Source organism: Clostridium aestuarii, assembly GCF_026735135.1.
GTDB classification, from domain to species: Bacteria; Bacillota; Clostridia; order Clostridiales; family Clostridiaceae; genus Clostridium_H; species Clostridium_H aestuarii.
In genome coordinates this window covers 1-1,085 of record NZ_JAPQER010000025.1, presented here as the reverse complement: position 1 = coordinate 1,085, position 1,085 = coordinate 1, and the positions used below count along the sequence as shown (strand labels likewise).

The 1,085-nt window shown below is 33.8% G+C and carries 1 protein-coding gene; it reads left to right on the top strand.

Going from position 1 to position 1,085, the window contains the following annotated elements; translation table 11 throughout:
* Window positions 1–1,085 (top strand): methionine gamma-lyase (gene megL / locus OW763_RS16765; protein ID WP_268042740.1); only part of this gene is annotated, 1,085 nt, incomplete at both ends.

Sequence of the window (1,085 nt, the reverse complement as noted above, 5' to 3'; positions counted from 1 at the left end):
GTTGCAACACAAGCTATACACGGAGGACATGCAGGAGACAAGCAATTTGGATCATTAGCTACTCCAATATTCCAAACATCTACATTTATATTTGATTCAGCAGAACAAGGTGGAAGAAGATTTGCAGGACAAGAAGAAGGATATGTATACGGAAGACTTGGAAATCCAACAGTTTCTGAATTAGAAGAAAAACTTGCTTTATTAGAAGGAGCTGAAGCAGCAGTAGCTACAGCATCAGGTATAGGAGCTATATCATCATCATTATGGACAGCATTAAAAGCAGGAGACCATGTTGTTGCATCAGATACACTTTATGGTTGTACTTTTGCATTATTAAATCATGGACTTACTAAATTTGGAATAGAAGTTACATTTGTAGATATCACTAATCTTGAAGAAGTTAAAAATGCTATAAAACCTAATACTAGAGTAGTATATTTAGAAACACCTGCTAACCCAACATTAAAAATCACAGATATAGAAGCAGTAGCTAAAATGGCACATGAAGTTAAAGATTGTTTAGTATTTGTTGATAATACATTCAATACTCCATACATTCAAAAACCATTAGATTTTGGTGCTGATGTTGTTCTTCATTCAGGAACAAAATATTTAAATGGACATGGAGATGTTATCATAGGATTTGCAGCAGGTAAAAAAGAATTTATAGATCAAGTTAGATTAGTTGGAGTTAAAGATATGACAGGATCAGTTTGCAGTCCTATGAATGCTTACTTAGTAATCAGAGGAATGAAAACTTTAGATATAAGAATGGAAAAACATAGTTCAAACGCAATGAAAGTTGCAGAATTCTTAGAAGCTCATCCAGCAGTTGAAAAAGTATACTACCCAGGACTTAAGAGTTTCGCACAATATGATTTAGCTAAAAAACAAATGGCATTACCAGGTGGTATGATATCTTTTGAAATTAAGGGTGCAGTAGAAGAAGGAAGAGTAATTATGAATAATGTTCAATTAGCTTCATTAGCAGTAAGCTTAGGAGATACTGAAACATTAATTCAACATCCAGCATCAATGACTCATTCACCATATACTGCAGAAGAAAGAGCAGCAGCAGGAATAAG